We start from the raw sequence: 772 nt of genomic DNA, 5'->3' as shown, positions 1-772 counted from the left end.
CCCCGGTTGCCGCTCCCGCCGCTGCTGCTGCCAAGACCACCACCTGGCGCATCCGCTTCAGCCTTCCCTCGAATTCGATGGCGAACGGCACCAATCCGCTCGGCCTGCTCGACGAATTGCGTGACCTCGGCGAATGCAGCGTCAAGGCCAACCTCTCCGCCATTCCTGTCCTCGACGAGATGGTTCCGACCGATCTCTACGTCACCTGGGACGTCATCCTCACCAGCGCGCAGGACCGCTCCGCGATTGACGACGTGTTCATCTTCGTCATGGACGACATGGAGCTTGAGGTCGAGGAGATCGCCGGTCCTGCCGCCCCGGAAGCCAAGGCTGAACCGGTTGCCGTCGTGTCAGAGGTCAAGGCTGAGCCAGTTGTCGCAGCGCTCGTCGCGGCTGCGCCTGCAGTTCTCGCCACACCCGAGTTCAAGCCCGTCGAGGCGGTTCCCGCCAAGCGCGAGACCGCCGCACAGGCCGACCAGCGCCAGGCGAAGGCCGCCGAAAACGTTCGCGTTCCGGCCGAGCGTCTCGATGAACTGATGGACCGCGTCGGCGAGCTCGTTATCGCCCAGTCGCGCCTCAGCCAGCTGGCGAGCGCCAGCGCCGATATCGCGCTGCGCTCGGTGTCTGAGGAAATCGAGCGCCTGTCGGGCGAATTGCGCGACACGATGATGGTGCTTCGCATGGTGCCGGTCGCGACGCTGTTTTCGCGGTTCCGCCGCCTCGTTCACGATCTTGCCCGCGAAACCGGCAAGGTGATCGAGTTGGTGACCGA

The 772-nt window shown here is 65.4% G+C and carries 1 pseudogene; it reads left to right on the top strand.

What is annotated here, in order from left to right:
- Nucleotides 1-772, top strand: a pseudogene (locus tag B3605_RS17585) (chemotaxis protein CheA); the annotation flags it as partial.

The sequence above is a fragment of the Rhizobium sp. UBA1881 genome (assembly GCF_002338015.1).
GTDB lineage: Bacteria > Pseudomonadota > Alphaproteobacteria > Rhizobiales > Rhizobiaceae > Rhizobium.
This window is presented reverse-complemented; position numbering and strand designations above follow the sequence as displayed.